The organism is Ruegeria sp. J8, assembly GCF_056531925.1.
In genome coordinates this window covers 539,712-563,079 of the sequence record NZ_JBQFMR010000001.1, presented here as the reverse complement: position 1 = coordinate 563,079, position 23,368 = coordinate 539,712, and the positions used below count along the sequence as shown (strand labels likewise).

Sequence of the window (23,368 nt, the reverse complement as noted above, 5' to 3'; positions counted from 1 at the left end):
AATTCCTCCCGATCAGACTGTTGGCTTTACCCTAGCATCGGCTATGTAAAATTCTATGGACTGGTTTCAGGAAATTGACAGCTATTGCGAGCGCGTGTCGCCCGCCTATTGGGCCGAGCCCATAAACGCCGTGACCAACGCAGCCTTTCTGATTGCCGCTTTCATCATGTGGCGTCGGGTGCGTAGGCAGGGGATGGCGCTGGCAATGGTGCTGGTGGCGATTTTGGCGGCGATCGGCGTGGGTAGCTATCTGTTTCACACTCATGCACAGGTCTGGGCCGCCATGGCGGATATTGTGCCGATCCTGTTGTATATTCTGGTCTATATCTTTGCCGTCAACCGTGATGTCTGGCAGATGCGACCGCTTATTGCCGCGCTCGTCACCGCGTTGTTCATCCCCTATGCCGCAGCGACAATCCCGGTGTTCCAACTGGTGCCGGGGCTTGGTGGGTCTGCGGCTTATGCTCCGGTTCCGTTGCTGATTCTGATCTATGCCTATCTGCTGCGCAATCGCGCCCCCGGCACGGCCAAGGGGCTAGCCATCGGCGCAGCCATCCTGATCGCCTCGATTACGTTCCGCGCACTGGATGAACCGATCTGCGGCCACCTGCCGTTGGGCACACATTTCATGTGGCATATCCTGAACGCCACCATGCTGGGCTGGATGATCGAGGTCTACCGCAGGCACATGACCCGCATGGCTTAACCCCGAAAGGCGTCGGCTAGGTCAGCGGGCAGGTCGAATTCGCCCAATACCCGCGCGCGACCCTCAGCCGACATCTTGCGGGCAGTCTTTTCGACTATGCTCTGGATTTTCTCGGCAGAGTGTTTTTCGGCAAAAGGCGCGAAGTACCACTTTAGGAAGACGAAACAGATCACATCTTCCAGCGCTTGAACCTCGGCATCGCGCTTGATGCCTTGTTTGCGCAGCATCCGCCGGGCCGCGTCGATGTCGTCTGCACCATATTCGCTAAGCTCCATGAGACCGGCCACCACCTCGGCATGATGTTCGGCTTGTGCCTTGCGCCAGGTCAGATAACCCGTGCGCCCTTCGGGGTATTCGCTGCGCGCCAGTTTCCACCGCTCGACATGCTGTCCACGCGCGGCGATCTGCAACGGGTCTGATGCGTCAGGGAACAGCCGGTCCAGCTCGGCGCTCATCCGCTGGCCATAAAGCAATGCGGCCGGCTGACCGTCTTCAAGGGTGGGGTCTTGGGTATTGGCCGCGTCGATTGCGTCCAGAACGGCTTGCTTGCGGGTGGTCATCGGGGGCTCCGTCGGATGAGACATCTTTCGAGCATCGTAACGCGTCATCACGCTAAGCGCAGCACATGATTGTAAAAACCCGGGTCGGGAGGAGGAGTTCCCGACCCGGACGAAGGGGTCATATCACTTACCAACCTTCGTTTTGTCTTGCGAGACAGGCTCTGCGACCGTTTCGGGGAAGTTCAGGTCGCGAGTCAGGCTGTCCATGGTCGGCCCGAATGCCTGTGCTTGGGCGGCCAGAACGGTCGAGGCCAGTACAAGGGCGGTCATGAACGTTTTCATCGTCTTTCTCCGATATTGCGTTTCCGTGTAAATGAAATGAACAGTACAGTTTAGTTTTTCAAGAGTAAAAATGAACTAATTGGTTTACTTTTTTGCATGACAGCTATGCGGAATTGATGGCGCAAGGGCGCCGTCTGGGCCGGGACAGGGGAAAACAGGCCTCTGCCGCTCTTGCGACCGGGGCATCAGACGGGTAAATGCCCCCTAACGCACAAGAGGTTTTCCGATGTCGATTGACCAAAGCACCGCCGCCAAGGTGGCCAAACTGGCCCGGATCAAGGTCGAGGATGACGCGCTGCCCGCGCTGGCGTCCGAGTTCAACACCATCCTTGGGTTCATCGAGCAACTGAACGAAGTGGATGTCGAAGGCGTCGAGCCCATGGTCTCGGTCGAGCCGATGCGCCTGAAACGGCGCGAAGATGTGGTCACCGACGGAAACCAGCAGGACAAGGTTCTGGCCAATGCCCCCGACGCGCGCGAGGGCTTTTTCGCAGTCCCCAAAGTGGTGGAGTAAGACATGAGCGATCTGAACAAACTGGGCCTGGCCGAGGCCCGCGACGCGCTGCGCAAGGGTGACCTAACCTCGGTCGAGCTGACCGAATCCTGCCTGAAAGCGATTGATGACGCCGACGCGCTGAACGCTTTTGTCCACAAAACGCCCGAGATCGCGCTGGAGCGCGCCAAGGCCGCGGACGCACGCATCAAGGAAGGCGACGCGCCTTCCATGTGTGGTCTGCCGATCGGCATCAAGGATCTGTTCTGCACCAAGGGCGTGCCCTCGCAGGCGGCCTCGAAGATTCTGGAAGGCTTCAAGCCGGAATACGAATCCACTGTGTCTCAGCAACTGGCCGATGCCGGTGCCGTGATGCTGGGCAAGCTGAACATGGACGAATTCGCCATGGGCTCGTCCAACGAAACCTCGGTCTACGGAAACGCGGTCAGCCCGTGGCGGCGCGGCAATGACGACGCGCAACTGACACCTGGCGGCTCGTCGGGAGGTTCGGCGTCTGCTGTGGCTGCCGACCTTTGTCTGGCGGCAACCGGCACCGATACCGGCGGCTCGATCCGTCAGCCTGCCGCTTTTGTTGGCATCACCGGCATCAAACCCACATATGGCCGCTGCTCGCGCTGGGGCATCGTGGCCTTTGCCTCCTCGCTGGATCAGGCCGGTCCGATGACCAAGAACGTGCGCGATGCGGCGATCATGCTGGAAACCATGTGTGGCCATGACCCCAAGGATTCAACCAGCGCCGAGCTGGCCGTACCCAACTTCGAAGCGATGCTGACCGGCGATATCAAAGGTAAAAAGATCGGTATTCCGAAAGAATACCGCATGGACGGAATGCCCGCCGAGATCGAAAAGCTTTGGGCCGATGGCGCCGAGATGCTCAAGGCCGCGGGGGCCGAGATCGCTGACATCTCGCTGCCGCACACGAAATACGCGCTGCCAGCCTATTACGTGATTGCTCCGGCCGAGGCGTCCTCGAACCTCGCCCGTTATGACGGTGTCCGCTATGGCCGCCGCGCGCATCTGGCGCAAGGCGATGGCATCACCGAGATGTACGAGAAAACCCGCGCCGAGGGTTTTGGCCACGAAGTACAGCGCCGCGTGATGATCGGCACTTATGTGCTGTCGGCTGGTTTCTACGACGCCTATTACAACCGCGCACGTCGTGTTCGCACCCTGATCAAGAAAGACTTTGAAGACGTCTTCGCCGCAGGTGTCGATGCGATCTTGACCCCAGCCACCCCTTCGGCCTCGTTTGGTCTTGGCGAGATGACCGAGGCCGATCCGGTCCAGATGTATCTGAACGACGTCTTCACCGTCACCGTGAATCTCGCCGGTCTTCCGGGTGTTTCAGTCCCCGCCGGACTGGATGCGCAAGGGTTGCCGCTGGGTCTGCAACTGATCGGTCGCCCTTGGGAAGAGGGTGATCTGCTTAATAAGGCCTACGCGCTGGAAAACGCGGCAGGCTTTGTGGCCAAGCCGGGCAAATGGTGGTAGCTCTGGGCCAAGGCAAGACATCGCAACACGGAGCAGCAGGATGCGCATCACGCTTCTGATCCCCGCACTCGGGCTTGTAACCGCCTGCAATACGGTGGCCCCCATTCAGGGCGCCGGGTTCAACACACCCTCCTATCAAGCACAGCGCGAGGCCGCGCTGACGGGGCAGGGATATACGGGCAACCCGCTGACCGGTCCCGTAGATGTGTCTGAACAGGCTCTGGGAGCACCGGGCTCCGCGCTGCCCCCGATAGGTGAAAATGCCGACTTGGCCTCGGCCACGGCGGCAGCCTTGGCCAGTACGTCCAATGCGCAGCCAGTGGGCGGCTTTGATCCGGCCACGACGGCCCCGGTTCAAACCGCGATCCCAAGCAATAACACCATCTCTGACGAACAGGATTTCGCCGCTGTATCCGACCGACGCACGATCGAATCGGACGCGGCCCGGATCGAGCAAAACCGCCAGACCTACGAAGTGGTCGCCCCCACCGCGGTCCCGCAGCGTGGCACCGACGGACAGCCTAATATCGTCCAATATGCGCTGAATACATCCAACCCGGTCGGAACACAGCTCTACAGCCGGGCGGGGTTCAACCTGCAAGCCAAAGCGCAGCGCAACTGCGCCAAGTTCCCCTCGGCGGATCAAGCGCAGATCGAGTTCTTGGCCAACGGCGGCCCGCAACGCGACCGCAAGGGTCTGGACCCGGATGGGGATGGCTATGCATGCAGCTGGGACCCAAGCCCGTTCCGCAGTGCCGTCGCAAACTGAGCTGAGCCCGATCTGGCATCCGTCGCCCAACTTTGGTCCGCGACGGGATAGCCTGAAACCCAGCCTGATCGTCCTGCACTATACAGCGATGAGCAGCGCGCAAGCCGCGCTGACCCGCCTGTGCGATCCGCAATACGAGGTCTCGGCCCACTACCTGATCGGCGCAGACGGAACGCTCTGGCACATGGTGCAGGAAACAGACCGTGCGTGGCATGCGGGCGCGGGGGAGTGGATGGGGCAAAGCGACATAAACTCGCGCTCCATTGGGATCGAATTGGACAATCGCGGCGATCACCCTTTTTCCGATCCGCTGATGACCTCGCTTGAGGCCCTGTTACCTGCCATCATGACCCGCTGGAATATCCCCGAAACCGGCATTATTGGTCATTCCGACATGGCTCCGGGCCGCAAAATCGACCCCGGCCCCCGGTTCGACTGGCTAAGGTTGGAACGCCAAGCGCTTGCCGCCAGCCGCGGCAACAGCGCACCCCCGCAAGACACCTCGCCGGCGTCCTTTCGCGCCTGCGCGCAAGCGGCCGGATACACCGCAGACGCGGATGACAAAACTATCCTGTCAACAATCCGCCTCAGATACCGCCCCTGGGCGACCGGACCCCTGACCTCCGAAGACTTCATTCCGTTGATGCCGCCTGCCGCTAGCGCATGATCCGCCCTTCATCTGGCCAAAAATATCCCGGGGTTGAATTGGCCGCAGGCCAAGAAGGGGCTGGCCCCTTCTACCTACCGATCAACTCTTGACGCCGCTGGGCCCAACGCCTAACCCATCCCATGCGCGGAGGGCCGGATGGCCGCTGGGGCCCAAGGGCCCGAGAGGAAAGTCCGGACTCCACAAGACAGCGGTGCCGGGTAACGCCCGGGCGGGGCAACCCGACGGAAAGCGCCACAGAAATCAGACCGCCACACGCGTGTGGTAAGGGTGAAACGGTGGGGTAAGAGCCCACCGCGCCGCTGGCAACAGGGGCGGCACGGCAAGCCCCACCGGGAGCAATGCCAAATAGGGTCCCCGCGCGGGCCGGTCGGCGTCCGCCGATACCGCCGCTAAGCCTGTCTTGGCCCAGAGGGACCGGGTTGGCAGCTTGAGCCGCGCAGCAATGCACGGCCCAGAGGAATGGTCATCGAAGGGGGCAACCCCGGAACAAGATCCGGCTTACAGGCCCTCCGCGCATATTCCGCTCTAAGCAAGCGGCAAGACCCCACGCCCGATCACCCAGATACCGGCGATGATAAGCGCAACCCCGGTTGCCGGGACCAACCACCGCGCCTGGGGAAGTAGTTTCTCCAAGCCCACATAAAGCGCGATACCGGCGATCCAATAGAGGTTCATCACGCCGCCAACGAACAGCAGCAGCATCAACGCCCAGCAACACCCCAGACAGTAAAGCCCATGCAACACGCCGACCCGAAACGCGCCATAGGGGCCTGGGCGGTTGTGGTCGGCCAGAAACCGCGCCGGACTGCGGCAATGGCGCAGACAGGCCGTCTTGAGGCTGGAAAGCTGATAGAGACCAGCGGCCAGCAAAACAGTACCTGCAAAGACCTCGGACCGGATCGTCATCATCGGCCCGTCCGACAGGCCGATCTGCTCCAACCCCCATTGGCTGCCGGTTGCGAGCATACTGAAGGCGGCCCATGCGACGAGATACCCACTTAGAAACAAAAGGCTCAGCCGGGTTGAGCGCGCCTGCTCAGATCCCATTCGTTTGATCGCCGTATACAGCAGCACCGTTGGTGCCGCGCTGGGTGTCATCATGGCAACCATCATGACCCACCACATCAGGAAGATCAGAATGCCATAGCTTAGGGACCAATGAACCTCGCCGCCCATTTGCATCGGAGTGCCGATCGGTCCGGCCATCGCGGTCATATCAACCGCTGTCATGTTCATGCCGATGCCCGCAACCGTATACCAACAGGCAAACAGCACGATCATCAGAACGCAGAACAGCACGATACTGCCGTCACGACGCAGCACTTGCTCGACCACCCCAGGCGTGGGTGCAGATGGATTGGGTTTCATCTAAGCGCCCAGAACGCCATGGCCCGAGATATTCAGATGCGCCAGATGGGCATGGGTCGCATCAAAGCTCAGGCTGATCTCACCCCCATGGGTGGTGGTCGTGCCCGAGGCTGATTCTGCGTGTCGGTATTCGAACCCGTTGGGCAGCTGGATCGCCGCACGGTGCGGTTGACCTGAAACGATATGGGGGATCGGCCTGACATTCAGGTCGAAAATACCTTTCACCTTAGCATAGCCTGTGCGGTCCTCACGCGACCAGTCCAGTTCGATGGGCAGATACAGCGTCTCATGTTTGGTCGGTGCCATGGCGCTGTAAACATACCAGAAGGTCGCCATTTCGTCCGTGTCTTGACCGGTCATGATGGCTTGTAAAGCCGCACGTTGCGCGTCGCTGGCGCTTTCGTCGATGATCAACTGCATCTGACCGTTGCCTTCGTGAATCGGGCCGGGCCAGTAGTACACGCCAGCGGCGCGGACCCCTGCAAGGTCAGTGTCGCCGTAATGGCCGGACTCAATGTCATAGACGACAACAGCTTCACAGTTGCCATGGGTGGGAAGAACGCTGAACTGGCACGGGCAGCCGAAATTGCAGTTGCAATTGGCCAGCTCTTCAGCCTGAATTGTCCATTCTGTCATGATTGCCCCCAAGTAAATTTGCACAAAAAAGAACTACTCGGTCAGGGGTTGCCGTCAGATCTGTGCCTCAACTGTCGCGTCGATTTCCGACGTCTTGGTTTGACAAACTGGATGCACACTATCACGGAACCGTGATCTCGCCAAACGAGGGCAGGCTTGTTGTCGGAAACTCGATTGGAAAACTGCGCAATTCAGCCCGATTCCGGTTGACTCGGCTGCGCGACCGGGTAAAAGCGCACGCTCATAGGAATTCAACCGAAAGGCCCCTGCCTTTCCGGACGCAGGAGATAACCATGGCGAAGCCGACGACAATCAAGATCCGTCTGAACTCGACCGCGGGCACGGGCCACTTCTACGTGACCAAAAAGAACGCGCGCACCATGACCGAAAAAATGACCATTCGTAAATACGATCCGGTCGCTCGGAAGCATGTCGAGTACAAGGAAGGCAAGATCAAGTAATCTGCCGATCCGCTTGGACAGTTTAAAAGGGTTGCGCTACTGCGCAGCCCTTTTTTCATATTCGATCGGCATCCAGTTGCGCTGAGGTCAGCACCTGTCCGTTGCAGCGGCGCATCAGCCACCTGCGCATTCGAGTGAGGTGCGGGTTGCTTTTTGGGACACCTTGCCCATACGCTTCAGCTAACCGTTCCAAAATGTTGGCCGTCATGAAAAAAATCTTGTTATCCACAATCACCGTTCTGGCCCTTGCGGGCTGCGAAGATCTCTATAACCGTCAGGGCGTCGGCTTTGCTGGCCTTAGCGGAGAGCCCCGGACATCCTCGGACGTGCCGGGCACTGTCGCATTTGTTCCCGAGTCGCGGAACATCCCAGCTGATCTGGCGGAATTGACGCCGGTCTCGGTGTCGACAGGCGAGACTGAAGCCCAGAAAGTCGCGCGCGTCGCAATCGACAATGGCGGGCGCGGAGATAGCAACGCGGTTGTTCTGAATGGCTCGGGTACCAACTTGTTCCTAAGCACGGTCAATGTGAATGGCACGCCCTATGGCGTGCTGCGTACAGCTAACAACAGCACTCGCGTGGACAACGAAATCGGTGCCGCCTTTGGCCGGAACGCCGAACAGTTCACCGGATGCCTACCCGCCGGAGACGTATTCCGCAAAGGTTCGTCCTCGCGCAGCTCGGGCTTCGCGGTTGCGTTGAACTGTAGCTGATCCCGGTCTGAGAGAACTCCAAAGCCCTCGCCCATCTGGGTGGGGGCTTTTTCTTTTGCCCGATAGGCCTTGGATCTTCAGGCGCAAATGAAAAAGGGCGGGTCAATAACCCGCCCTTTGTTTGATGTGTATCGGTTGCTTATTCGCGGTTGCCGAACAGTTGCAGCAGGAACATGAACATATTGATGAAGTCCAGATACAGGCTCAGCGCGCCCATGATTGCGGCCTTGCCCAACCATTCCTGATCGCCCGAATGGGCCATTTGCAGGTAGGTTGTCTTGATGTTCTGCGTGTCATACGCGGTCAGGCCTGCGAAGATCAGGACACCCAGAACGGAAACTGCGAACGCGATGGCCGACGAGGCGATGAAGATGTTCACAACGGACGCAACGATCAGGCCGATCACGCCCATGATCAGGAATGTGCCCATGGCCGACAGGTCTTTTTTGGTCGTATAGCCATACAGCGACAGGCCGGCAAAGGCGATCGAGGTGATTAGGAAGACTTGGATGATCGACTGACCGGTGAAGACCAGGAAAATCCAGCTGATCGAAATACCCATCACTGCGGCGAAGGTGTAGAACACCAGCTGAGCCGCTGCTGCCGACAGACGGTTGATTGCTGCGCCAAAGCCGAACACAAAAGCCAGCGGGGCAAACATGATCACCCATTTCAGGGGCGATGTGAACAAGGTCGCGCCGAATTGGGTCAGATACGTGTTCGCGCTGATCTGATATTCGGTCGGAACGCTGGATACAGCCATGCCGGCAATCGCCCATGCAGCAGCAAAAGTAATCAGCATGCCCACGGACATGGTGCCGTAGACTTTGTTCATATGGGCGCGCAGGCCCTCGTCAATCTGGGCAGCGCGCGCGCCGGCCGCCGTCCGGATCGTGTCAAATTGTGCCATAAAAGGGTCTCCCTTCGTTAATTCTTTGGTGCGTCTGCAAGCGAGACGCCTTCCCCGCAAATATCGGCAAGTGGGGGCTGTGTTTCAAGAGTTTAACGCTGGAAACTGGCTAAAACACGCAACAAAAATGGCGACCTGCTGACGCGGGTCGCCATTGATGAGAAAAAGATACATTCAGAAATCACTTTTGCCAGAAATCCGGCGCATCCCAAATGGGGCGAGCAGCCTCGGCTTCGGCTTGTTCGCGGGTGATACCGATGTCTTTCAATGCGCGGTCGTCCAATCGGGCCAGCTTGTGGCGCTGGCGAAGCAGGGATAAGGCGTCCAACAGAGTCAAAACGGAAAACCTGCGATGCGGTTTGCAGCGGGATGTCAGCGCAATCTGGGTCATAGGTATTGTCCTTTCTTTCGTTTCCGATGGGTTTTTGAATTCCCATCAACTTCCTTGATCTATATGTCCCGATGTGACACATTTTAAAAATGAATAGTTTTGACGGAACACATAAGGGATCGTGAAGATGCGAAATCTGGACATCACCACTCTGCGCTCATTCGTGGCCGTTGCCGATCAAGGCGGCGTAACGCGGGCAGCCGGTTTTTTGCACCTGACGCAATCTGCGGTTTCGATGCAGTTGAAACGGCTGGAGGAACTGCTGGGGCTTGAGTTGCTGGACCGCAGCGGACGCACGATTGCGCTGACGGCATCGGGGGAGCAACTGCTGGCTTATGCACGCCGCATGATTGCGTTGAATGACGAGGTGATCTCGAAGCTCACCGATCAGGCGTTCGAGGGCGAGGTCGTTCTGGGTGTGCCGCACGACATCGTTTACCCCGCGATTCCAAGGGTTCTGAAGCGATTCAACGCTGATTTCCCACGCGTGAAGGTGCAGTTGTTCTCGTCTTTTTCGATGCAGTTGAAAGAGATGTATAGGAAAGGCGAATGCGATCTGATCCTGACGACGGAATCAAACGCCGCGGAAGGGGCAGAAACGATTGCCGAATTGCCTCTGCGCTGGGTTGGCGCGCCGGGTGGGTCGGCATGGCGCAAGCGACCGATCCCCTTGGCTGAGGGGCGACGCTGTCTGTTTCGGCCCAAGGTCATCAGCGCACTGGACGGAGCCGATATTCCCTGGGAACTGGCCGTTGATTCCGAAGATGACCGCACCATCGAGGCCACGGTCAGCGCCGATCTGGCTGTCTCGGCCATGCTGGAAGGCACTGAGGCCGCCCATCTTGAGCTGATCGAATCGGGCGGCGCTCTTCCCGATCTACCGGTTCAAATGATCAACCTTTACGGCGGCGACTCGGGTCGCGGGGAAATCATCGAAGCCCTGGCGGCGCTGGTACGACAGAATTTCCGCATCATGGCGGGGACACCGTTGAAGGCTGTCGCGGGCTAGGGTGTGATGACGACCTTGCCTGTGGCCGCACGGTCCCTCAGCAGTTGCAGGCCTTGCGCGGCCTCGGTCAGGGGCAGGGTATGGCTGATATGGGGTTTGATTTTCCCCTCCGAATGCCAGCGAAATAGGGTGGCGAAGCTGTCCTGCACGATCTGAGGGCGGAATCTCAGATAGCCGCCGATGTAAAAGCCGATGACAGTCAAGTTCTTGACCAGAAGGTGATTGGCGGGGATTTGTGGCACGTCGCCGCCCGCGAACCCGATGGGCAGCAGACGGCCCTCGGGATTAGTGGCACGAAAGGCGGCCTGAAACACGTCGCCGCCGATGGCGTCATAGACCACATCGGCGCCACCCAATTCCTTCACGCGCGACCGAAGATCTTCGGAGGCGTCAATCAGGTGATCGGCTCCTGCGGTGCGCGCGACCTCCAGCTTTTCCGCCCCGCGCGCCTGCGCAATCACCGTGGCCCCCATCAACTTGCCGATTTCGACAGCCGTCAATCCGACGCCACCAGCAGCCCCTGTGACCAGCAAGGTTTCACCCGGCTGCAATCGGGCGCGGTGATCCAGCGCAATGTGACTGGTTCCATATGCAATTTGGATGGCGGCGGCGTCCTCAAAGCTCGTCGAAGCGGGTAGGGGGATCGCACGATCTGCGTCGAACACCCCAAATTCCGCCAAACCGCCCTGACCTGAATAGACAGCCACACGATCCCCTACGGACAAGGTTGTCACATCCGGGCCAAGCTGATCGACAACACCAGAAATTTCCATCCCTTGCGTGAAGGGGGCTGAGGGGGTGTCCTGATAGGTGCCCTTCTGCATCAGCAGATCCGCGAAGTTCAGACCGCAGGACTTGATGGCGACGCGAATCTGCCCCGGACCGGGGTCAGGGAGCGCGATATCGCACAGCTGAGCGTCCGCGCCTTTCGATGAGATTCTGTAGGCCAGCATAAAGGTGCTCCGTGATTTTGGGCGGAGTAGATTCGTTTTCTGGTTGAATTGTCAATCAGTGACCTTGCGCGCAAAAAACTGGCACGAACGCTAATATATACATAATGCAATAAACATAGAGGTATTATGTGTGCGCATCGCACAACCACAAATCCTTACCCTTGAAATCTTACTCAACCTTCTTGAAAAAAAACGCAAATAGGGCAATAGTGCGCTATGGTGCTGATTTGGGGGCATGTTCCAACTTAGTGAGCGGTTAAGAACTGCTCGTTAGTTATGCGATGATGAAATATATCGCACGTCCCCGTTAGTTGTGTAGTAGAGGAGAATACCAATGACCCATCACGTCGATGTCCATGTGGGCAAGCGCGTCCGGCATCGCCGCTGGCTGATTGGAATGACCCAGCAGCAACTGGCGCAGCAAGTTGGTATCAAGTTCCAGCAGATTCAGAAATACGAAACGGGTGCGAACCGCATCAGTGCGTCGCGTTTGTGGGACATCGCCGAAGCGCTGGATGTTCCGGTCAGCTTTTTCTTCGAAGGTTTGGAAGAGGCTGAGAAGGAAACCTCAAGCAAAAAATCGGTGCCTGCTGATCTGATGGGAGACAAAGAGGCGTTGGATCTGGTTCGGTCCTACTATGCGATCCCGGAAAACCAGCGCCGTCGACTGTTCGAACTGGCGCGTGTTCTCAGCGACGTTGCCTGATTAAGCGGGTTGACTTTGATGCGTGTGCCCCGCACGGGTAGCGCATGACACAGCCTATTCTGACCGATCTGGACGTAGCAGAAGAAATGGCCGACGCAGCGCGCGCGGCCATTCTTCCGTTTTTCCGCCAAGCAAATCTGGAAACCTCGAACAAGCTGTCACAGGGGTTCGATCCGGTGACGATCGCCGATCGTGAGGCCGAGCGTGTAATGCGCGACATTCTGGCCAAACATCGCCCTGATGACGGGATTTTGGGGGAAGAATTCGGTCAGGTGCCGGGCAGCAGCGGCCGAACCTGGGTCTTGGACCCGATCGACGGCACGCGCGGGTTCATCAGCGGGACGCCCACATGGGGTGTTCTGATTGCGCTCAGCAGCGCTGACGGGCCGACCATGGGGGTCATTGATCAGCCATATATTGGTGAACGGTTCGTGGGCTCGGTCGATATTGCGCAGGTCAGCGGACCCACGGGAACCCGGCCTTTGGACACGCGGGCGACAACCTCGCTGGCTCAGGCCATCGTGTTTACCACTTTCCCCGAGGTCGGCACCCCGGAAGAACGCGCCGGGTTCGAGGCCGTGGCGCGGCACGCGCGCCTCACGCGATATGGCATGGATTGCTACGCCTATGCCTTGCTGGCCGCCGGGCAGGTGGATCTGGTGATCGAGGCCGGTTTGCAAGCCTATGACATCCAGGCACCCATAGCCGTGATTGAGGCGGCTGGCGGCATCGTCACCGACTGGCAGGGTGGTCCCGCCCACAACGGCGGTCGCGCTCTGGCAGCGGCCAATGCCGATCTGCACGCCGCTGCGCTGGATATCTTGCGCCAATACTGAATCCGGTTGCCCGGACCGGCCCGGTCGGTTATTTTCTGACCGGTTGGTTCTTACGCCCGTTTTCCGCCAGCCCGCATTCTCCAAGCATGAGACGGGTTGATGCGACGGAGGGGCGAGATGACCGAAATCCTTATCAAACACGCAGATACCATCCTCACAATGGATGACACGCGACGCGAATTGCGCGGGGCCGATATTCTGATCCAAAATGGCCAGATTGCGCAGATCGGGCAGGGCCTGACCACGACCGGAGAAATCCATGACGCGACAGGATGCGTGGTGACACCTGGTTTGGTGAACACACATCACCATCTTTACCAAACCCTAACCCGCGCCGTACCCGGTGGGCAGGATGCGCTGCTCTTTGGTTGGCTGAAAACGCTCTACCCCATCTGGGCACGGTTCGGACCGGATGAAATGTTCACCTCAGCTCAGATTGGGCTGGCCGAATTGGCGCTGTCGGGCTGTACGCTTAGTTCGGACCACTTGTACCTCTACCCCAACGGCGCACGGCTGGACGACACCATCGCCGCCGCTGCCGAGGTCGGCCTGCGTTTCCACCCGACCCGTGGCGCGATGAGCATCGGTGAAAGCGATGGTGGCCTGCCCCCGGATGCGCTGGTTGAAACCGAGGATGCAATCCTCAACGATATGATCCGCGTCGTCGACGCCTTTTATGACGCGTCCGAGGGCGCAATGTGTCGGGTCGGCCTGGCTCCATGCTCTCCGTTTTCGGTTAGCCGTGACCTGATGCGCGACACAGCCGTACTGGCGCGAGACAAGGGCGTGATGCTGCACACTCATCTTGCCGAAAACGATGAGGATATCGCCTATTCCCAAGCGCAATTCGGCTGCCGCCCCGGTCAATACGCCGAAGATCTGGGCTGGACTGGCCCGGATGTGTGGCACGCTCATTGCGTCAAGCTGGACGGCGCCGAGATCGACCTCTTCGCCCGCACACAGACCGGCGTTGCCCATTGCCCCTGTTCGAACTGTCGGCTGGGCTCAGGGATCGCGCCGGTTCGGAAAATGCGCGATTGCGGCGTGCCAGTTGGGCTGGGCGCGGATGGCTCGGCCAGCAATGACAATGGCAGCCTGGTGCTCGAGGCGCGACAGGCCATGCTCCTCCAACGGGTCGCCAATGGCGCGGATGCGATGTCCTCCCGCGAGGCGCTTGAACTCGCAACCCGAGGCGGTGCTGATGTCCTCAACCGCCCCGATTGCGGCCGGTTAGCGCCGGGCAAGCGCGCAGATATTGCCATCTGGGACATAGGCGGTATCGAAAGCGCAGGCAGTTGGGACCCGGCGGCGCTGTTGCTATCCGGGCCGATGAAGGTGAAACATTTGTTCGTCGAAGGTCGCCAAATCGTGCGCGGCGGGGCTATCACCACTCTGGACCTGCCACGTGTGATCGAACGGCAGAACGCGCTGGCGCGAGCCCTGCAAAGCTGAAACTCTTCTTCTGTTCAATAATACCTCCGCCGGAGGCATGCGCCGCAAGGCGCATTCCCTCACGCGACAGCGGCCCCACCGATCCAAACCTCGGCAATGGCGCGATCATCCCCCATCATGATGGTCGGGAAGATCGCCTCCCATATATCATCCGCACAAGCCTCGCGCTGCGCGATGGCCGGGGTCGAGGCCAGATCAAGCACGACCAGATCCGCCTCCATCCCCAGTGCGATATTGCCAATCCGATCGTCCAACCGCAGCGACCGCGCCGATCCGACCGTGCCCAACCACAACAGTTGCGCCGCATGCAGAGGCGCGCCGCGCAGTTGTCCGATCTCATAGGCCGAGGCCATTGTATGCAGCATCGAGAAACTCGACCCGCCGCCCGTATCCGTGGCCAACCCGACCCGATGCCCGTCATGCATCAATCCGGTCATATCGAACAGGCCCGAGCCAATGAAGGTGTTCGAGGTCGGGCAATGGATCAGCGCCGCGTCCACCTCGCGCAGGCGGTCGCGCTCGCGCGCTTCCAGATGGATGACGTGGCCATAGACCCCATGCGAACCCAGAAGACCGAATTTCTCGTAAGTATCCAGATAGTCGCGCGCCTCGGGAAACAACTCGCGGACCCAGGCGATTTCATCCGTTTGTTCACTCAGATGGGTCTGCATTAGACAATGAGGGTGCTCGGCCCACAGCGCGCCCATCGCCTCAAGCTGTTCAGGCGTGGATGTCGGTGAAAACCGCGGTGTGATAGCATAGGTTAAACGGTCAACACGATGCCATTTCTCTAGCAATGCCTCCGATTGGTCATAGGCCGTTTTCGCAGTGTCCCGCAGCCCCTCGGGCGCGTTGCGGTCCATGCAGGTCTTGCCTGCCACCACACGCTGGTTGCGCGCTTGTGCAGCCGCAAAGAACGCATCGACGCTTTCGGGGTGAATGGTGCAAAAGCTGCACATCGTCGTGGTGCCATGGGCCGCTGTTAGGTCCAGATAGCGGTTTGCAATTTCGGCGGCATAGGTCGGGTCGCCGAACTTCATCTCTTCGGGGAAGGTATAGGTGTTCAACCAGTCGATCAGACGCTTGCCCCAGCTGGCAATCATCGCGGTCTGTGGATAGTGCACATGCGCGTCCACAAATCCGGCCATGATCACGTGCTGGCCGTGATCGACCACCTGCGCGTCGGGATGCGCAGAGCGCAGCGTATCGGCATCACCCACCGCGGCGATATGGCCACCCTCGACCACCACTGCTTCGCGGAACTCAACGGCGTCGGTTGGCTCGCCCTCGAACGGGGAACCAGTAAAGCTGAGCACACGCCCTTTCAGCAGCGTTTTCTGCGCCATTTTCATTCATCTCCGCCTGTATGGGACCGTCAAATAGCATAGGCGCGGGAAACTTCTGGGTAAATCGGCGCATTGTCATTGTTTTCCGGTAGCTGCTTCTTCTATTTAAAGGGCAATGACCGAAGGATAGCGGGGGCAGACATGACCACAGGCATTGACGAACCCCAAGTCGAGTCGACCAGTGACGACGACGTTTATGCGCTGGACCCGAAGGCTATCACGGCAATTCTTTATGCTGTCGATGTGGATGACCGCGACAAGCTGGTTGAGCTTATGGAGCCGCTGCACGCCGCTGACATCGCCGACCTTCTGGAACAGATCAACCCGTACGACCGCGCCCAGCTGATCCGGCTGTATGACAAAGAGTTTGACGGCGACATCTTGTCCGAACTTGACGAGGCCGTGCGAGAAGAGATCATCGGCATTCTCAAGCCCGACGTTCTCGCCGACGCCGTGCGCGAGATGGAAAGCGACGATGTCGTCGACCTGCTGGAGGACCTCGAAGAGCCGCAGCAAGAGGCCATTCTGGACGCGCTGGAGGATTCCGAGCGGATCGCGGCAGAGCAAGCGCTGTCTTACCCCGAGAACTCGGCCGGTCGCCTCATGCAGCGCGAAGTGGTCATGTCGCCCGAACATTGGACGGTGGGTCAGGCCATCGATTTCATGCGCGCCAATGACGATCTGCCCGAGCAATTCTACTATGTCGTCATGGTCGATCCGCGCCTGAAACCTGTGGCGCAGGTGACACTGGGCAAGCTTATGGCGGCGCGCCGCGAAGTGCGGCTGGCCGATCTGGCCGATGAAGAGCTGCACATTATTCCGGTCGATCAGGATGAAGAGGACGTGGCCTATGCGTTCAACCAGTACCACCTGATCTCGGCCCCGGTGGTGGATGCTGATGGGCGGTTGGTTGGTGTCATTACCATCGACGACGCCATGGTGGTTCTGGATGAAGAGCACGAGGAAGATATCCTGCGTTTGGCTGGGGTTAGCGACGAAAGCTCAATCTCGGACAGTGTGGCGGATACCAGCAAGCGACGGCTGCCGTGGTTGGCGGTGAATCTGTGCACGGCGATCTGTGCCTCGCTGGTGATTTCGCAATTCGAGGCAGCAATTGATCAGCTCGTGGCGCTGGCAATCCTGATGCCGATCGTGGCTTCGATGGGGGGCAATGCAGGTACGCAGTCGCTTACAGTCGCGGTGCGAGCACTGGCGACGCGCGACCTGACCAACGCCAACGTGATGAGGGTGATCCGGCGGGAATTGCTGGTGGGACTTCTGAACGGGCTGTGTTTTGCCATCGTGCTGGGCACGGTTGGGATGATGTGGTTTGATTCTCCGATGCTGGGTGTCGTGATCGGGTCGGCCTTGGTCGTGAACATGGTGATCGCGGGGTTTGCGGGTACGGTAGTACCGGTGGTGCTGGATCGTCTGGGCGTTGACCCGGCGCTGGCGTCGGGGACCTTTGTGACGACGACAACGGATGTCATGGGGTTCTTCATCTTTCTGGGACTTGCCAGCGTGGTGCTACTGTGACCGATCTGACCGAAATCAAAGCCGCCGCGCGCAAGGCGGCCTTTGCGCGTCGAAAGGCTGCCTTTGACGCGCGACTTCCCGGTGCGGCAGGGCGTTTGTCCGAAGTGATAGCCGGGCACCGGGGCGTGCCGATCTCGGGCTACATGCCCATCCGCACCGAGATTGATCCGCTGCCCGCCATGGCCGAGGCTTCGGCCTATGGTCCGGTCGGCGTGCCCGTGATCCAAGCTGCCGCGCAGCCGCTGAAGTTTTCGCACTGGACCCCCGAAGGCGCTCTAAAAGACGGCCCTTTCGGGGCCAAGGTGCCGGAGGTCGACGATTATTTTGACCCGGAAATCCTGATCGTGCCGCTGGTGGCCTTTGATGCGCAGGGTGGACGGCTGGGCTATGGCGGTGGATTCTATGACCGCACGCTGGAGGGACTGCGCGCCAAACGCCCGACACTGGCCATTGGTTTCGCCTTTGACGCACAAGAGGCCGAGGGCCTGCCGCTGGAGCCGACCGATCAGCCCTTGGACATGGTGATCACGGAAAGCCGGGTTCTGACGTTTTAACGCTGCTCACCCCGCATGGTTTTCGCGGAAATACTCCCACGCATCCAGATCGCGCCCATCGGGTAGGGTACACCGCCCTGTTTGGCCATCGGCCCCGTCGACAATGCGATATTCGCCGCCGCTTTCGACACAGAACGTCGCCGCAGGGTTGGCGAGTTGTGCCGAGTTATCAGACGCAGGTTCGCATGCAGCGAGGGGGATCAGCAGAAGGGCAGGCAGGTATAGGCGGGTCATGAAACGCTCCGATGAATGGTATTGGCAGTTTATGACCTGAGTTTAACCACTTGTGCTTGGTCATTGCCACACTTAGGACGGTTCGTATGAGGATACTTTTTCTGGGTGACGTTATGGGCCGCGCCGGGCGTGCGGCGATCCAACAACATCTGCCACGTCTGCGCGACGAATGGCGGCTGGATTTTGTTGTGGTAAATGGCGAGAACGCCTCGAACGGGATGGGGCTGACCGGCGATCACGCCAAGCTGCTGCTGGATGCCGGCGCCGATTGCCTGACGCTGGGCGATCACGCGTTCGACCAGAAAGATATGCTTCAATTCATCGAGAAAGAGTCTCGTATTGTGCGCCCGGTAAATTTCGCCAAAGGCGCGCCGGGGCGGGGGCATCGCCTGTATACCGCGCCGGGCGGGCGCAAGGTTCTGGTGGTGCAGGTGCTGGGGCAGGTCTTCATGAAACGGCCCTTTGATGATCCGTTCTCGGCCATCGAGCCGATCCTGAAATCCCACCCGCGCGGTGGTCAGGCGCAAGCAATCATTGTCGACATGCATTGTGAGGCCACGTCCGAGAAGATGGCCATGGGTCATTATTGCGATAAACGCGCCAGCCTTGTGGTCGGCACGCATACCCATGTGCCAACGGCAGATGCGCAGATTCTGCCCAATGGAACCGCCTATCTGACCGATGCTGGGATGTGTGGCGATTACGACTCGGTCATCGGCATGGACAAGGTCGAACCGATGCGTCGCTTTATCACCGGAATGCCCAAAGCCCGATTTACCCCCGCCGATGGCGAGGCCACGCTCAGCGGCGTGTTTGTCGAGACTGATGACCGCACCGGAGAGGCAAAATCTGTGCAAATGGTGCGCGTTGGCGGGCGTTTGCAGCAAGCAGGGCCGCAGTAAAGCTTGCTCTGCCCATCCCAATGCGTGAAACTGCCTGACGAGCGCGCAGCTCGGGTCAGGGTTCGGACATAAACCAAGAATGCAACTCCTTCAGCTTTCAGAAACAGGCAGCGCGATACTGGCGCTCTTGGTTGTCGCGGGCATGTTCATCATGTTCCTGCGTGAGGTTTACCCGACCGAGGTAGTCGCCATCGGCGGCGTGGCCGTGATGCTGGTAACGGGCATTCTGCCCTATCAAAGCGCGCTGGCCGTGCTGTCCAACCCCGCACCTTGGACCATTGCCGCGATGTTCATCATCATGGGGGCTTTGGTGCGCACGGGTGCGCTGGATGCGTTCACCTCAACCGCGCAGAAACAGGCGCAGGTCAACCCAAGGATTGCCATTGGTCTGTTGATGGGGTTTGTGGTGCTGGCCTCGGCCGTGGTGTCGAATACGCCGGTTGTCGTTGTGATGATCCCGGTCTTTGTCCAGATCGCCCGCACGCTGAACGTGCCTGCGTCGAAATTGCTGATCCCGCTCAGCTATGCGGCGATTCTTGGGGGTACGCTGACGCTGATCGGCACCTCGACCAACCTGCTGGTGGACGGTGTAGCCCGGTCGCAGGGTATGGCTCCCTTCACCATTTTCGAGGTCACTCCGCTGGGTGTTGCGCTGGTGATCTATGGCATGGTCTACCTGCGGTTCATCGCGCCACGTCTGCTGCCGGATCGTGACAGTATGGCGACGCTTCTGTCCGACCGCTCAAAGATGAAATTCTTTACCGAGGCCGTCATCCCTCCCGAAAGCAACCTGATCGGGCGCGAAGTAACGGGCGTACAGCTCTTCAAACGCCCCGGCGTCCGACTGATCGACGTGATCCGAGGCGACGAGTCATTGCGCCGCAACCTTAAAGGCGTCGAGCTGAAACTGGGCGACCGCGTGGTTCTGCGCACCGAAATGACGGAACTGCTGAGTCTGCAAAGCAACAAGGAACTCAAGCGCGTCGACCAAGTTTCGGCGGTCGAGACCAAGACAGTCGAGGTTCTGATCACCCCCGGCTGCCGCATGGTTGGCCGGACACTGGGCGCAATGCGTCTGCGGCGGCGTTATGGTGTCTATGTGCTGGCGGTGCATCGCCGGAACCAGAATATCGGGCGCCAACTGGATGATCTGGTGGTGCGCGTAGGCGATACGCTGCTGCTGGAGGGCGCACCCGAAGACATCCAGAGGCTAGCCGCTGATATGGATATGGTCGACGTCTCACAGCCCTCGGCCCGCGCGTTCCGACGCAGTCATGCGCCGATTGCCATCGGTGCGCTGGTCGGGATCGTGGCTCTGGCCGCGCTGGGCGTTGCACCGATCCTTCTGCTTTCCATTCTGGCGGTCGCGGTGGTGCTGCTGACTCGCTGTATCGACGCGGATGAGGCGTTTTCCTTTGTCGAAGGTCGCCTGCTGGCGCTGATCTTCTCGATGCTGGCGATTGGCGCAGCGTTAGACAAATCCGGCGCAGTGTCGCTGATTGTCGAAGCGGTCGCACCGGGCCTCAGCGCCCTGCCGCCTTTCCTGATCATCTGGGCCGTGTATCTGTTGACCTCGGTGCTGACCGAGCTGGTTTCGAACAACGCGGTGGCCGTGGTGGTGACCCCGATTGCCATCGGGCTGGCGCAAGCGGTGGGCATCGACCCGCGTCCGTTGGTGGTGGCAGTGATGGTGGCGGCCTCGGCCTCATTTGCGACGCCCATCGGATACCAGACCAACATGATGGTTTATGGCCCCGGTGGGTACCGTTTCACCGATTTCCTTAAGGTCGGGGTGCCATTGAACCTGACAGTGGGCTTGCTGGCATCGCTGCTGATTCCGTTGATCTGGCCGCTTTAAAGACGGCGCGATTTTGCCGACAAGGGTTTGCGCCACTTGTAAATACAGTTACCGTAACAATCTTTTCATCAAATGCGAATGTGAAAGGATTGGATCATGCCTTTTCCAAAACTCGGCCAAGCCATCGTCGTAGGCGCAGTGGCGCTAACCATTTTAGGTAGTCAGAGCCATGCAGGTACCATCACAGGAACTGCAACCTACCGCGAGCGGATCGCGGTGGCACCGGATGCGACGCTATATGTTGAGTTGCAAGATATTTCCCTCGCGGATGCCCCCGCTGTCACGCTGGCATCGCAGCGCTATGCCTTGACAGGTGTACCGGCTGAATACGCGCTGAACTATGATGATGCGCTGATCCAGGACGGCAAGACTTATGCGGTCCGAGGTTCAATCTATCAGGGCAACAAATTGCTGTTCACGACGGATACGGTGAACCCTGTCCTGACACGGGGTGGTGGAGATACCGCTGATCTTGTGCTGGTGAAGGTTTCTCCGCAGGCAACCGTCAGTTTGAACAACACCAACTGGACGGCAATCGGCATCAACGGTGATGTGGTCGAAGCGCAACGCCCGCCGCAAATCACTTTCGAACAAGACGGTGCATTCAGCGGTACAGGCGGGTGCAACAGATTTTCGGGTCAGGCTGAAATCAGCGGTGACAGCCTGAGCTTTCCCGACAACATGGCCGCCACCCTGATGGCATGCCCGCCCGAGCTTGAAGAAGTCGAAGATCAATTCCTGGCCGCTCTTCAGACCGTAACCCGCTATGCGGTCGCAGGGGACAGCCTGGTGATGCTGGATACAGGCGGTGAGCCCGTTTTGAAATTCGTCCGGGCCGAGTAATCAGGCCACAGCGCGCGACCGTCCGGCATTGCGGCCCGAGAAGATGCAGCCGCCTAGAAACGTGCCTTCAAGCGCGTTGTAGCCGTGATAGCCGCCACCGCCAAAACCTGCGACTTCTCCGGCCGCGAACAGGCCGGGAACGACCTGACCATCTGCCCCGATCATCTGGCTGTCGAGGTTGGTCTGCAACCCACCTAACGTCTTGCGCGTCAGAACGTGGAGCTTGACCGCGATTAAAGGACCGTTGTTCGGGTCAAGGAACTTGTGCGGCTTGGCTGTGCGGATCAGCCGGTCGCCACGATAGTTACGCGCGGCCAGAACGGCGGCCATCTGGGCATCTTTGGTGAAGGGGTTATCAACCTGTGAATCCCGCGCTTCTATCTGGGCGCGCAGATGAGCCTCATCGATCGGGGCGTCGCCCATCTGGTTCATACCGCTGACCAGTTCGGTCAAGGTGTTGGCGACGATGAAGTCTTCACCATGCTGTTTGAACGCCTCGACCGGGGCGGTAGCTTTTGATCCGGTCAGTATCCGCTGCAACAGCACTTCGCGCCAACCGCCTTCGGTCATGTCGGGGTTCTGTTCGGACCCAGATAGTGCGAATTCCTTCTTAATCACCTTCTGGGTCAGCACGAACCAGCTGTATTCATAGCCGGTTTTCAGGATTTCCTTTAGCGTACCCAGCGTGTCAAACCCCGGTAAACAGGGCGGCTTCATCCGGTTGCCGGTCGCGTCAAACCACATTGAACTAGGGCCGGGCAGGATGCGAATGCCGTGCGAAGGCCAGATCGGATTCCAGTTCCGCACGCCTTCGGTGTAATGCCACATCCGGTCGCCATTGATCACATGACCGCCCGCCTTCTCGCTGATGGCAATCATACGGCCATCGACGTGAAAGGGGACACCTGCGACCATATCCTTGGGCGGCTCCCCCAGCCGATCACGTGGCCAGTTCTTGCGCACCATCTCGAAATTGCCACCAATGCCGCCAGAGCTGACAATGACCGAAGGCGCGTAGACCTCAAACTCACCCACTTCGTCGCGGTTGGTCTTGGCCCCGTGCTGGGCGGTGTCGTCGGCCAGAACCTCGCCTGAGACCCCCTTGGCGCAGCCGTTCTGCATGATGATATGGCTGACCTGATGGCGGAATTTTAGCTCGACCAGTCCACTATCTACATGTTCGCGTATGCGGCGGATGAAATGTTCCAGCACGCCCGGCCCGGTGCCCCATGTGATGTGGAACCGAGGGACCGAGTTGCCGTGACCATCCGCATAGGACCCGCCGCGTTCAGCCCAGCCGACCACCGGAAACCAGCGCAGGCCCATGTCATGCAGCCAAGGACGCATCTCGCCAGCGGCGAATTCCACATAGGCCTCGGCCCATTTGCGCGGCCATGCGTCCTCATCCCGGTGGAACTGCGCACTGCCCATCCAGTCCCGCAAGGCCAGATCATGACTGTCGCGAATGCCCATGCGGCGCTGTTCTGGAGTGTCGATCATGAACAAGCCACCAAGGCTCCAAAATGCTTGCCCGCCTAAAAAATGCGCGGGTTCCTGATCGACGATAATCACCTTTTTGCCCCGGTCGCCCAACTCTGCAGCGGCAGCCAACCCCGCCAGACCGGCCCCAACGACGATGGCATCTGCTGTGTTCTTGGTCATGTAGCG

26 protein-coding genes and 1 other RNA gene are annotated in these 23,368 nt (G+C 59.4%); 17 read left to right on the top strand and 10 right to left on the bottom strand.

The window, feature by feature from the left end; translation table 11 throughout:
* Positions 1-55: 55 nt before the first annotated feature.
* Complete coding sequence (locus tag ACR0L1_RS02655) at positions 56-706, top strand: ceramidase domain-containing protein (RefSeq protein ID WP_480857001.1); 651 nt, start codon at positions 56-58, stop codon at positions 704-706.
* Here ACR0L1_RS02655 and ACR0L1_RS02650 read toward each other — a convergent pair.
* The gene (locus ACR0L1_RS02650) at positions 703-1,266 is read right to left on the bottom strand and encodes a DUF4202 domain-containing protein (protein ID WP_170769113.1); all 564 of its coding nucleotides are present in this window, start codon (positions 1,264-1,266) and stop codon (positions 703-705) included. The two genes, ACR0L1_RS02655 and ACR0L1_RS02650, sit on opposite strands and share 4 nt — an antisense overlap.
* A 123-nt stretch (positions 1,267-1,389) precedes the next feature.
* Positions 1,390-1,548 (bottom strand): hypothetical protein, encoded by a 159-nt coding sequence (locus ACR0L1_RS02645; RefSeq protein ID WP_170769114.1) that lies wholly within the window; start codon positions 1,546-1,548, stop codon positions 1,390-1,392.
* Between the two features lie 226 nt (positions 1,549-1,774).
* Here ACR0L1_RS02645 and gatC point away from each other — a divergent pair, with 226 nt between their 5' ends.
* The 5 genes from gatC (at position 1,775) to rnpB (ending at position 5,509) form a co-directional block, all read left to right on the top strand.
* Positions 1,775-2,062 carry an Asp-tRNA(Asn)/Glu-tRNA(Gln) amidotransferase subunit GatC gene (gatC, locus tag ACR0L1_RS02640; RefSeq protein WP_170325838.1) on the top strand — a complete coding sequence of 96 codons (288 nt, stop codon included), beginning with the start codon at positions 1,775-1,777 and terminating at the stop codon, positions 2,060-2,062.
* Between the two features lie 3 nt (positions 2,063-2,065).
* Entirely contained in the window at positions 2,066-3,553 is a 1,488-nt protein-coding gene (gatA, locus tag ACR0L1_RS02635) for an Asp-tRNA(Asn)/Glu-tRNA(Gln) amidotransferase subunit GatA (RefSeq protein ID WP_480856999.1), read from the top strand.
* 40 nt (positions 3,554-3,593) lie between these two features.
* Entirely contained in the window at positions 3,594-4,322 is a 729-nt protein-coding gene (locus ACR0L1_RS02630; protein ID WP_480503232.1) for a hypothetical protein, read from the top strand.
* Complete coding sequence (locus ACR0L1_RS02625; protein WP_480503231.1) at positions 4,273-4,989, top strand: N-acetylmuramoyl-L-alanine amidase; 717 nt, start codon at positions 4,273-4,275, stop codon at positions 4,987-4,989. Before ACR0L1_RS02630 ends, ACR0L1_RS02625 begins: the two co-directional genes overlap by 50 nt.
* 126 nt (positions 4,990-5,115) lie before the next feature.
* Positions 5,116-5,509, top strand: an RNA gene (rnpB, locus tag ACR0L1_RS02620) — RNase P RNA component class A.
* An 8-nt stretch (positions 5,510-5,517) separates the two neighbouring features.
* Here the strand turns inward: rnpB and ACR0L1_RS02615 are convergent.
* Both ACR0L1_RS02615 and ACR0L1_RS02610 read right to left on the bottom strand, forming a co-directional pair.
* Positions 5,518-6,360, bottom strand: a complete 843-nt coding sequence (locus ACR0L1_RS02615; RefSeq protein WP_480856997.1) for a DUF2182 domain-containing protein — start codon at positions 6,358-6,360, stop codon at positions 5,518-5,520.
* Positions 6,361-6,996: a DUF1326 domain-containing protein gene (locus tag ACR0L1_RS02610; RefSeq protein ID WP_170769119.1), complete on the bottom strand. Its 636-nt coding sequence runs from the start codon at positions 6,994-6,996 to the stop codon at positions 6,361-6,363.
* A gap of 293 nt (positions 6,997-7,289) precedes the next feature.
* On the opposite strand from ACR0L1_RS02610, the gene rpmG reads away from it, so the two are divergent.
* A complete protein-coding gene (rpmG, locus tag ACR0L1_RS02605) occupies positions 7,290-7,457 on the top strand; it encodes a 50S ribosomal protein L33 (RefSeq protein ID WP_010441901.1) in 168 nt (55 codons plus the stop codon).
* Between the two features lie 206 nt (positions 7,458-7,663).
* Positions 7,664-8,170 carry a hypothetical protein gene (locus tag ACR0L1_RS02600; RefSeq protein WP_170769120.1) on the top strand — a complete coding sequence of 169 codons (507 nt, stop codon included), beginning with the start codon at positions 7,664-7,666 and terminating at the stop codon, positions 8,168-8,170.
* 139 nt (positions 8,171-8,309) lie between these two features.
* On the opposite strand, the gene ACR0L1_RS02595 is transcribed toward ACR0L1_RS02600, so the two are convergent.
* Positions 8,310-9,080, bottom strand: a complete 771-nt coding sequence (locus ACR0L1_RS02595) for a Bax inhibitor-1/YccA family protein (RefSeq protein ID WP_170769121.1) — start codon at positions 9,078-9,080, stop codon at positions 8,310-8,312.
* A 181-nt stretch (positions 9,081-9,261) separates the two neighbouring features.
* Positions 9,262-9,471, bottom strand: a complete 210-nt coding sequence (locus ACR0L1_RS02590; protein WP_170769122.1) for a DUF1127 domain-containing protein — start codon at positions 9,469-9,471, stop codon at positions 9,262-9,264.
* A 127-nt stretch (positions 9,472-9,598) separates the two neighbouring features.
* On the opposite strand from ACR0L1_RS02590, the gene ACR0L1_RS02585 reads away from it, so the two are divergent.
* Positions 9,599-10,480 (top strand): LysR family transcriptional regulator, encoded by an 882-nt coding sequence (locus ACR0L1_RS02585; RefSeq protein WP_170769123.1) that lies wholly within the window; start codon positions 9,599-9,601, stop codon positions 10,478-10,480.
* On the opposite strand, the gene ACR0L1_RS02580 is transcribed toward ACR0L1_RS02585, so the two are convergent.
* Complete coding sequence (locus tag ACR0L1_RS02580) at positions 10,477-11,433, bottom strand: NADPH:quinone oxidoreductase family protein (RefSeq protein ID WP_480856994.1); 957 nt, start codon at positions 11,431-11,433, stop codon at positions 10,477-10,479. The genes ACR0L1_RS02585 and ACR0L1_RS02580 overlap by 4 nt on opposite strands.
* Positions 11,434-11,767: 334 nt before the next feature.
* Between ACR0L1_RS02580 and ACR0L1_RS02575 the strand changes: the two genes are divergently transcribed.
* The 3 genes from ACR0L1_RS02575 (at position 11,768) to ACR0L1_RS02565 (ending at position 14,427) form a co-directional block, all read left to right on the top strand.
* The gene (locus ACR0L1_RS02575) at positions 11,768-12,139 is read left to right on the top strand and encodes a helix-turn-helix domain-containing protein (RefSeq protein ID WP_170769125.1); all 372 of its coding nucleotides are present in this window, start codon (positions 11,768-11,770) and stop codon (positions 12,137-12,139) included.
* A gap of 44 nt (positions 12,140-12,183) precedes the next feature.
* On the top strand, positions 12,184-12,975 hold the full coding sequence (hisN, locus tag ACR0L1_RS02570; RefSeq protein ID WP_480856992.1) for a histidinol-phosphatase: 792 nt from the start codon (positions 12,184-12,186) through the stop codon (positions 12,973-12,975).
* Between the two features lie 117 nt (positions 12,976-13,092).
* Positions 13,093-14,427: an 8-oxoguanine deaminase gene (locus ACR0L1_RS02565; RefSeq protein ID WP_480856990.1), complete on the top strand. Its 1,335-nt coding sequence runs from the start codon at positions 13,093-13,095 to the stop codon at positions 14,425-14,427.
* A 59-nt stretch (positions 14,428-14,486) separates the two neighbouring features.
* Here the strand turns inward: ACR0L1_RS02565 and guaD are convergent, their stop codons facing one another.
* Entirely contained in the window at positions 14,487-15,773 is a 1,287-nt protein-coding gene (guaD, locus tag ACR0L1_RS02560) for a guanine deaminase (RefSeq protein ID WP_480856988.1), read from the bottom strand.
* 141 nt (positions 15,774-15,914) lie between these two features.
* Here guaD and mgtE point away from each other — a divergent pair, with 141 nt between their 5' ends.
* Together mgtE and ACR0L1_RS02550 are read left to right on the top strand one after the other, a co-directional pair.
* On the top strand, positions 15,915-17,309 hold the full coding sequence (gene mgtE / locus ACR0L1_RS02555) for a magnesium transporter (RefSeq protein WP_480549332.1): 1,395 nt from the start codon (positions 15,915-15,917) through the stop codon (positions 17,307-17,309).
* Complete coding sequence (locus ACR0L1_RS02550; RefSeq protein WP_480856986.1) at positions 17,306-17,863, top strand: 5-formyltetrahydrofolate cyclo-ligase; 558 nt, start codon at positions 17,306-17,308, stop codon at positions 17,861-17,863. The genes mgtE and ACR0L1_RS02550 overlap by 4 nt, the downstream gene beginning before the upstream one ends.
* A 6-nt stretch (positions 17,864-17,869) precedes the next feature.
* Here ACR0L1_RS02550 and ACR0L1_RS02545 read toward each other — a convergent pair whose 3' ends face one another.
* Positions 17,870-18,097 (bottom strand): putative hemolysin, encoded by a 228-nt coding sequence (locus ACR0L1_RS02545; RefSeq protein ID WP_480856984.1) that lies wholly within the window; start codon positions 18,095-18,097, stop codon positions 17,870-17,872.
* A gap of 86 nt (positions 18,098-18,183) precedes the next feature.
* Between ACR0L1_RS02545 and ACR0L1_RS02540 the strand changes: the two genes are divergently transcribed.
* The 3 genes from ACR0L1_RS02540 to ACR0L1_RS02530 all read left to right on the top strand — a co-directional run bounded on the left by ACR0L1_RS02540 (position 18,184) and on the right by ACR0L1_RS02530 (position 21,700).
* Entirely contained in the window at positions 18,184-18,999 is an 816-nt protein-coding gene (locus ACR0L1_RS02540; protein ID WP_170769131.1) for a TIGR00282 family metallophosphoesterase, read from the top strand.
* A 79-nt stretch (positions 19,000-19,078) separates the two neighbouring features.
* Positions 19,079-20,857, top strand: a complete 1,779-nt coding sequence (locus tag ACR0L1_RS02535; protein WP_480503223.1) for an SLC13 family permease — start codon at positions 19,079-19,081, stop codon at positions 20,855-20,857.
* Between the two features lie 96 nt (positions 20,858-20,953).
* On the top strand, positions 20,954-21,700 hold the full coding sequence (locus tag ACR0L1_RS02530) for a YbaY family lipoprotein (protein ID WP_480856982.1): 747 nt from the start codon (positions 20,954-20,956) through the stop codon (positions 21,698-21,700).
* On the opposite strand, the gene ACR0L1_RS02525 is transcribed toward ACR0L1_RS02530, so the two are convergent.
* Complete coding sequence (locus ACR0L1_RS02525; protein ID WP_480856981.1) at positions 21,701-23,362, bottom strand: FAD-binding dehydrogenase; 1,662 nt, start codon at positions 23,360-23,362, stop codon at positions 21,701-21,703.
* Positions 23,363-23,368 lie beyond the last annotated feature (6 nt).